Annotated in this window: 7 protein-coding genes; 2 read left to right on the top strand and 5 right to left on the bottom strand. The window is 65.7% G+C overall.

The window, feature by feature from the left end; translation table 11 throughout:
• Positions 1-60: 60 nt before the first annotated feature.
• Together AC1DMG_RS16915 and AC1DMG_RS16920 are read right to left on the bottom strand one after the other, a co-directional pair.
• Positions 61-1,692, bottom strand: coding sequence for an NAD+ synthase (locus AC1DMG_RS16915; protein ID WP_477176286.1), 1,632 nt, complete (start codon positions 1,690-1,692; stop codon positions 61-63).
• Positions 1,693-1,773: 81 nt separating this feature from the next.
• Positions 1,774-2,391 carry a LysE/ArgO family amino acid transporter gene (locus AC1DMG_RS16920; protein WP_477176287.1) on the bottom strand — a complete coding sequence of 206 codons (618 nt, stop codon included), beginning with the start codon at positions 2,389-2,391 and terminating at the stop codon, positions 1,774-1,776.
• Between the two features lie 195 nt (positions 2,392-2,586).
• On the opposite strand from AC1DMG_RS16920, the gene AC1DMG_RS16925 reads away from it, so the two are divergent.
• Positions 2,587-3,486, top strand: coding sequence for a LysR family transcriptional regulator ArgP (locus AC1DMG_RS16925; protein WP_477176288.1), 900 nt, complete (start codon positions 2,587-2,589; stop codon positions 3,484-3,486).
• 223 nt (positions 3,487-3,709) lie between these two features.
• Here the strand turns inward: AC1DMG_RS16925 and sucD are convergent, their stop codons facing one another.
• Both sucD and sucC read right to left on the bottom strand, forming a co-directional pair.
• The gene (gene sucD, locus AC1DMG_RS16930; protein ID WP_046972115.1) at positions 3,710-4,585 is read right to left on the bottom strand and encodes a succinate--CoA ligase subunit alpha; all 876 of its coding nucleotides are present in this window, start codon (positions 4,583-4,585) and stop codon (positions 3,710-3,712) included.
• Positions 4,586-4,598: 13 nt separating this feature from the next.
• Positions 4,599-5,762: an ADP-forming succinate--CoA ligase subunit beta gene (sucC, locus tag AC1DMG_RS16935; protein ID WP_441605339.1), complete on the bottom strand. Its 1,164-nt coding sequence runs from the start codon at positions 5,760-5,762 to the stop codon at positions 4,599-4,601.
• Positions 5,763-6,058: 296 nt separating this feature from the next.
• Here sucC and AC1DMG_RS16940 point away from each other — a divergent pair, with 296 nt between their 5' ends.
• Positions 6,059-7,702: a sensor histidine kinase gene (locus AC1DMG_RS16940; RefSeq protein WP_477176289.1), complete on the top strand. Its 1,644-nt coding sequence runs from the start codon at positions 6,059-6,061 to the stop codon at positions 7,700-7,702.
• Positions 7,703-7,851: 149 nt separating this feature from the next.
• On the opposite strand, the gene AC1DMG_RS16945 is transcribed toward AC1DMG_RS16940, so the two are convergent.
• A partial coding sequence (locus AC1DMG_RS16945) for a substrate-binding domain-containing protein (protein ID WP_477180806.1) occupies positions 7,852-8,709 on the bottom strand: 858 nt, incomplete at its 5' end.

Below are 8,709 nucleotides of genomic sequence, written 5' to 3' on the forward strand. Positions count from 1 at the left end.
ACATCTCATCTCCGCGGTCGCGCACAGGGTGCGCTCCCACAGAGGACGTACACGCTCGCGCTATTTCCAGCCCGACGTAATCGGATACCGCCGCTCGCGCCCAAACGCACGCGTCGTCACGCGCGGCCCCGGCGCCGACTGCCGCCGCTTGAACTCATTGAGCAGCACCAGCCGCACGACGCGACGCACGGTATCGGCATGAAAGCCCTGCGCAGCGATTTCCGCCTGCGACTGCTCCGCTTCGATGAAGCGCGCAAGAATCGCGTCGAGTTCGTCGTACGGGGGCAGCGAATCCTGGTCGGTCTGGTTGTCGCGCAGTTCGGCCGAGGGCGGGCGATCGATTACCGCCGAGGGAATCGCTTCGGGCTCGCCCATGCGCGCTGCATGCTCGTTGCGCCAGCGCGAGAGGCGGTAGACGACGGTCTTGTAGACGTCCTTCAGCGGCGCATAAGCACCGCACATATCGCCGTACAGCGTGGCGTAGCCCACCGCCATCTCGCTCTTGTTGCCGGTCGCCAGCAAGAGGCGGCCGTGCTTGTTGGAGAGCGCCATGAGGGTGACGCCGCGCGTGCGCGACTGCAGGTTTTCCTCGGTGGTATCCGCGGCCTTGCCCGCGAATGCCGGAGTAAGCGCCCCCAGAAACGCATCGACCATCGGCTCGATATTGATGATGTGGTAATCGACGCCCGCCTGCACGGCCTGCGCCCGTGCACCATCGAGCGACAGCTGCGAGGTGTAGCGCGTGGGCATCATCACCGCGGTGACGCGGTTGGCGCCAAGCGCATCGACGGCCAGCGCCAAAGTCAGGGCGGAATCGATGCCGCCGGAAAGGCCTAGCAGCACGCCCGGAAAACCATTCTTCTCGATGTAGTCGCGAATGCCGCGCACCAGTGCCGCGTAGAGCGTGGCTTCGATCGACGCATCGGCCGCGGTGGGCCAGTTCTCAGCGCGCAGGGTGCGCGTTTCGCCGTCGAATTCGGCCCATAGCATCACGTCCACGAAATTCGGGGCGCGCGCGGCGATGCTGCCGTCCGCGTTCACCAGCAGCGAGCCGCCGTCGTAGACCACTTCGTCTTGGCCACCGACCAGGTTCACATAGGCGATGGCGCAGCCGGTTTCCAGCGCACGCTGGGTGAGCACGGCCTCGCGCGATGACTGCTTGGCGTCGTCCCAGGGCGAGGCGTTGATGACCACGATCAGCTCGGCACCCGCCGCCGCAGCCTTGGCCGCCGGCTCGGGTTGCCAGATGTCTTCGCAGATCAGCATGCCGACGCGCACGCCCTCGATCATCGCCACGGCGCTGTCATGGCCAGGGCGGAAATAGCGCTTGTCGTCGAACACGCCGTAGTTCGGCAAGGCCTGCTTGTGCGTGGTCAGCTCGATGCTGCCGCCGCGCAGCAGGCTGGCCGCGTTGTACACCTCGCCCTCGCTGTGCGGATGACCGACCAGCGCGGCCACGCCATTGGTGCCGCCAGCAAGCGCATTGAGCTCGCACTGGCAGGCCGCCAGAAAGCTAGGGCGCAGCAACAGGTCTTCCGGCGGATAACCGCTCAGGGTCAACTCGGGGAACGCCACCAGCGCCGCGCCGCCATCGCGCGCCTGCGCCAGCAGGTCGCCCACTTTGGCCGCATTGGCCGCAACCGCGCCTACGGGAAAATCGAACTGGGCCAGCGCGAAGCGTAAGGAGGGCATGCCGGGGAATCCATACTCTTGGGGCCTGAAATTGTACCCGAGGCCCGCCTTGGCCCACCGCCGGGCGGTACCGCCTGCGAGTCAGGCCACGGGCTGTCGCAGCAGAACGACGGCCAGCGTCAGCATGAATACGGCGATCGCCACATCGAAGACGCGCCAGGCCAGCGGGCTGCGGAACACCGGCAGCAGCAGACGCGCGCCGTAGCCCAGCGCGAGGAACCAGATCACGCTGGCCGTCGCTGCGCCGCCAGCAAAGAGCCATCGCGCGCCGTCGTCGTAATGGGTGGAAAGACTGCCGAGGAGCACCACCGTATCCAGGTAGACGTGCGGATTGAGCAAGGTGAACGCCAGGCAGGCCAGCACCACGCGGCCCCGGCTCTGCGCGCCATCACCGGCTGGCTGCAGTCCGCTTTCGCCCTGCCACGCGCGCCGCAACGCCATGGCGCCATAACCCGCCAGGAACGCCGCGCCGGCAAAGCGCAGCCACTGCAACAAGCTGGGATGTTGCTGCACGATCAGGCCCATGCCCGCCACGCCCAGCAGGATCAGGCCGACGTCGGCAAGGATGCATACGCTCACCACGGCGCCCACGTAGTGCCGCTGCAGGCCTTGCCGCAGGACGAAGGCGTTTTGCGCACCAATGGCGATGATCAGCCCCGCGCCTGTGGCGAGGCCGGCCAGGCAGGCCGTGGAAATCATGGGGATACTCCGAAAAGACGGCTACTTTGGCGTAGACGTCTTGGACAGTAAAACTAAATATTCTTAACTTACTTTAATCGCCCTAATGCCACTGTGGGAGCGCGCCCTGTGCGCGACGGCCATGCCTCGAGGCTTATTGCGGGCCTGTCGCGCACAGGGTGCGCTCCCACAACAGATATCCAGCGTGGTGCCCGCATGAGCCTGCTCAATCCCCAACTCGCCGCCTTCGCCGCCGTCCTCGAAGAAGGCAGTTTCGACGGCGCCGCGCAGCGCCTGTCGCTCACGCCCTCGGCCATTTCCCAACGCATCAAGGCGCTGGAGGATCGGCTGGGCCAAGTGCTTATCCTGCGGCACACGCCCAGCGAAGCGACCGAGGCCGGCCAACGCCTGCTGCGCAGCGTGCAGCAGATGCGCATGCTGGAAGCGGAGACCTTGAACGAATTCCGGGTCGGCCCGGACAGCGCCGGCCCGACCACGGTCGCCATCGGCGTCAATGCCGACTCGCTGGCGACCTGGTTTCTCGCCGCTCTGGCGCAGCTGCACGATCGCCACCAGCTGCTGTTCGACGTGCGCGTGGAGGATCAGGACCATTCCACCAATCTGTTGCGCGACGGCACCGTGCTGGGCGCCATCACGGCCGAGCCGCAAGCCGTGCAGGGCTGCAGCGTGAAGAAGCTCGGCGTGATGCGCTATCTGCCGGTCGCTTCGCCGGCATTCGTGAAGCGTCACTTCGCCAGCGGGGTCAACGCAGCATCTCTCGGCCATGCGCCGATGCTGGTGTTCAACCGCAAGGATGCCTTGCAGTGGCGTTATATCCACAGCGTCACCCGCGCCCGCATGGTGCCGCCGATGCATTACGTGCCCTCGTCCACAGCTTTCGTGGAAGGCGCCGAGCTGGGGCTTGGCTGGGCGATGGCGCCGGAGTCGATGCTGGCCAAGCATTTTGCGGCCGGCACGCTCAAGCCAATAGCGCCCAATCAATGGCTCGACGTACCGTTGTACTGGCAGTGCTGGTCGATTCGTTCGGCGACGCTGGCGACGGTGACGGAGGCGTTGTTGCGCGCTGCGCAGGATGGACTGCGTCAGCGGAGGTAATCCCGCGGTCCGATTTTTGTGGGAGCGCACCCTGTGCGCGACTGCGGTGCATCGCAATCAGAGCATGGCCTGCGCAGGCCGGAAGCCGCGCGATGTAGGCAGCGCTGTCGCGCACAGGGTGCGCTCCCACAGATGCGGTGTCACACGAGGTGGTGCAGGACGCTATCCAAAGAAAAAGGGCCGCATCGCTGCGGCCCTTCTTCGCTCGATCGAAAAGACTCGATTACTTCTTCATCAAGCCCGCAAGCGTCTTGCCCAGATCGGCGGGCGACTTCACCGTGGTGACGCCAGCCTTCTCCAGCGCGGCGAACTTCGCCGCTGCGGTGCCCTTGCCGCCCGAGATGATGGCGCCGGCATGGCCCATGCGCTTGCCCGGAGGAGCCGAGGCGCCGGCGATGAACGAGACGACCGGCTTGGTGACGTACTCGCCGATGAACTCGGCGGCGTCTTCTTCAGCGCTGCCGCCGATTTCGCCGACCATGATGATGCCTTCGGTCTGCGGATCGTCCTGGAACAACTTCAGGCAGTCGATGAAGCTCAGGCCGTTGATCGGGTCGCCGCCGATGCCGATCACGGTGGACTGGCCCAGGCCTTCGTTGGTGGTCTGGAACACCGATTCGTACGTCAGCGTGCCGGAGCGCGAGACGATGCCGACCTTGCCCGGCATGTGGATGTGACCCGGCATGATGCCGATCTTGCACTCGCCCGGGGTGATGATGCCGGGGCAGTTCGGCCCGATCAGCACGATTTCCGGATGCTGGGCCAGCACGTTCTTCACGCGCAGCATGTCCAGCACCGGGATGCCCTCGGTGATCGCCACGATGACCTTGATGCCGGCATCGATGGCTTCGAGGATCGAGTCGGCCGCGAACGGCGGCGGCACGAAGATGACGGACGCATCGGCGCCGGTTTCATCGACCGCTTCGGAGACCGAATTGAAGACCGGCAGACCGATGTGCTCGCTGCCGCCCTTGCCCGGGGTCACGCCGCCGACAACCTTGGTGCCGTAGTCCAGCGCCTGCTGCGCGTGGAAGGTGCCCTGCTGGCCGGTAAAGCCCTGTACCAGGACCTTGGTGTTCTTATTGACGAGAACGCTCATGGATCTTTGCTCCTCAGGCCTTGGCCGCAGCCACGGCTTTCTGCGCCGCATCGTTGAGATCGTTGGCCGGCGTGATCGCCAGGCCGGAGTTGGCGAGCAGTTCGCGGCCCAGCTCCACGTTGGTGCCCTGCAGGCGCACCACCACGGGGATCTTCAGACCCACTTCCTTCACGGCCGCGATGATGCCTTCGGCGATCAGGTCGCAACGCACGATGCCGCCGAAGATGTTGACCAGGATGGCCTTCACCTTGTCGGAGGAAAGAATCAGCTTGAACGCCTCGGTGACGCGTTCCTTGGTGGCGCCGCCGCCGACGTCAAGGAAGTTGGCCGGCTCGCCGCCTGCCAGCTGGATCACGTCCATGGTGGCCATGGCCAGACCGGCGCCGTTGACCATGCAGCCGATGGTGCCGTCCATCGTCACGTAGTTGAGGTTGTGCACGACGGCAGCAGCCTCGGCAGCGTCTTCCTGGGTCAGGTCGCGCATGGCGGCCAGGTCGGGATGACGGAACTCGGCGTTGTCGTCGGAGTTGACCTTGCCGTCGAGGGCGGCGAGGTTGCCGTCTTCGAGGATGGCGAGCGGGTTCAGCTCGACCAGGGCCAGGTCCTTCTCGTTGAACAGCTTGTACAGGCCCAGCATGATCTTGGTCAGCTGGCCGACCTGCTTCGCGTTGAGGTCCATGGCGAAGCCGAGCTGGCGGCACTGGTAGGGCTGCAGGCCTTCGACGAAGTCCACCACGATGGTGTGGATGTCTTCGGGCGTGTCCTTGGCGACCTGCTCGATGTCCACGCCACCGTGCTTGGAGGCGATGAACGAGACCGACTTGCTGTCACGATCGGTCAGGATCGACAGGTACAGCTCCTTGGCGATGTTGGTCGCGTCGGTGACCAGCACCAGGTTCACCGGCAGCGCACGGCCGGCCGACTGGTAGGTTTCCATGTTGGTGCCCAGCATGCCCTTGGCAGCTGCGCGCACGTCGTCGAGGCTCTTGCAGAACTTGACGCCGCCGGCCTTGCCGCGGCCGCCTGCGTGGATCTGTGCCTTGACCATCCACTGCGAACCACCAAGGTGCTTGGCGGCGTCGACAGCGGCATCGGGAGAGTTGGCGACCTTGCCCGGGGGCACGGCAATGCCGTACTTCGCGAACAATTCTTTGGCCTGGTACTCGTGGAAATTCATGGATACCTCGAGAGTACGGGGAAACATGGCGGCCGGACGGACTGTGGGTGATCCGTACGGTCAGGGGAACGACGGCGGTACAAGCGCTGCCGGGATGCAGTGCGCCGCCGTCAGGCCTGTCGACATGACGAAAACCGCGCAATACGGCCCGGTATTTTCGCAGCAGCGGCCACCAATGGAAAGGGGCCGGGCGGCCTGGGGGCTATCGGACCCTGCTTGAGCGGGGCCGCCCGCAAGTCTCCAAAGCCCCGTCTATACTGGTCCGGACCGCCTTTGGGCCGACTGAGAGAGACCCGGTGTCGAGCACCATCCAGCCTGCCTACCCCGCCGCGCGCACCGCCCCCGAGGCGGCGCGCCACGAGCTGTTGTTCCTCAATTGTTTCCGCCTGGCCCAGGCCCTGGTCTACGTGGGTCTGGCCCTGAGCCCGAGCACCCTGGGCTGGCCCAAGCTGGCGGATGTCGGCCTGGCCCGCGGCGTGGCGGTGCTGTTCCTGCTGTTCGCGCTGGGCATGCTCTCGCTGACCCGCCGCTCCACGCCCTGGTTGCGCTGGACGGTGTCCGGCGCCCTGGTGGTGGACATCATCGCGGCGGTGCTGGCCATCATCACCATGCACGACGCCCGCATCGGCATCGCCATGATGCTGGCGGTAAACCTAGCCGCCGGCGCGCTAATCCTGCCATTGCGGCTTTCGTGTTTTTTTGCGGCGCTGGCCACCCTTGGCGTGATTGGCCATTCGGTGCTCGAAGCCCGGGGCCAGGGCGGCATGGACCGCGAGCTGCTCGAATCGAGCCTGTTCGGCCTGGCCTACTTCGCCATCACCATGCTGTGCTACGTGCTGAGCCGGCAGATCCGCGCCAGTGAGGCACTGGCCGAACAGCGCGGCGTGGACCTGGCCAACCTGGCCCAGGTCAACGAGCTGATCATCCGTCGCATGAAGACGGGCGTGCTGCTGGTGGACGATGCCAACCGCATCCACCAGATGAACGAGTCCGCCTGGATGCTGCTGGGCAATCCCGCCGCCGACCAACGCGACCTGGGCCGCGTGGCGCCGGAACTCTCGCGCCGCCTGTACCACTGGATGACCTCGGGCAAGCTGGACGAGTCCGCCACCCAGCTGGCCGACGGCGTGCCCGAAGTGGTGCCGCGCTTCAGCCGACTGGCGCCGAACGACGATTCGCACGTGCTGATCTTCCTGGACGACACCTCGCTGGTGTCGCGTCGCGCCGAGGAGCTCACGCTCAGTTCGCTGGGTCGGTTGTCGGCTTCGATCGCCCACGAAATCCGCAATCCGCTGGCGGCGATCCGCTATTCCGCGCAGCTGCTGGCCGAGTCCGAAGACCTGCCGCCCACCGACCAGCGCATGGTGGAGATCATCAACAACCACTGCGTGCGATTGAACGAGATCATCGAGAACATCCTGCAGTTGTCGCGGCGCGAACGCTCACGCCCGGAAACGCTGGACCTGGGCACCTGGGCCAACCAGTTTGTGGACGAATACCGCCAGGGCAACGACCTTGGCGAGGATTCGCTGCGCGTGATCCAGGCCAGCACGCCGGTGGCGGCCGTGGCCGATCCGCAGCAGTTGCAGCAGGTGGTGTGGAATCTCGTGCAGAACGCGCTGCGTTATGGACGCATGCCAGGCGAACCGGCGCGCGTGATGGTGGTGGCGCGTCATGGCGAACATGGCGTGCCGATACTCGAAGTGATCGATCGCGGTCCGGGCATTGCGCCCAAGGTCGCCGCGCAGATTTTCGAGCCGTTTTATACGACGCACGAATATGGGACTGGCCTGGGTCTTTATCTCGCGCGCCAGATGAGTGAGGCGAATCAGGCCTCGCTGGAATATGTGCGTGTGGCGGGCGGCGGTAGTTGCTTCCGACTGGTGTTGACGCCGGCGCGTGTGGGCAAGGCGACTGGGGACACAGCAGCGGCCGGCTGAGTCTGCAACATTTGGCCGAACCTCGGCCCAGCTCTCTGTAGGAGCGCACTTGTGCGCGACCATCCCGCGATGAGGCATCGACGAAGCGCTGCGGTCGCGCACAAGTGCGCTCCTACAAAAAAAAGAGAACGGAGAACCGAGGCGTGCGATCACGTCTCGCGGACGATCAACTCCACCGGCAACGTTTCCGATTGCTCCGGCTCGTCGCCGATCAGCGCCAGCACCTTGCGCGCCAGCAGGGTGCCGCCTTCCTGCCAGTCCTGTCGCACCGAACTCAGCGGCGGCAGGAAGCTCGCGGCCAGCGGCATATCGTCGTAACCCACCACCGACACGTCGCCGGGTACGCTGCGGCCAAGCGTGTTGAGCGCGCGGATCGCACCCATGGCCAACAGGTCGCTGCAGGCAAATACCGCATCAAAGGGCACGCCGCGATCCATCAGCGAATGCATGGCGTCGCCGCCCGAGGCCAGGGTGAATTCGTCGCGGCGTATCAGCAGCGGCTTGATGCCATGCGCGGCCAGCGCATCCACGAAGCCGTTGAGTCGCTCGAAGATCTCGGGGTGATTGGGGTTGCCCACGAATACGGGATTGCGGCGACCCAGACGAATGAAGTGTTCCGCCACCACGCGGCCGCCCTGGCGGTTGTCGCTGCCCACCACGACGTGTTCGTCGCCCGGGGCGCCCCACACCACCATCGGCAGGCCCAGCTTGTCGAAGCGGCGCACCGCGTCCTGGCGTGAGCCCTGGCCGAGCAGGATGAGGCCATCGGCCGCCTGCACCGCGGCAGCCGTCGCACCCTGGCGGGTGGTCAGCAGCACGCTGTAGCCGTGCTCGGTCAGTTCCTGGGAGATGCCGCCGAGCAGGATCAGCGGATAGGGATCAAGCATGGTGCGGTCGTGGGAAGGCTTCATTTCCACGATCACCGCAACCGTATGGCTGCGGCGCAGGCGCAGGTTGCGCGCGCTCACATTGAGCTTGTAGCCGAGCTCGTGCGCGAGCGCCTGCAG

This window comes from Dyella sp. 01N36 (assembly GCF_056399745.1).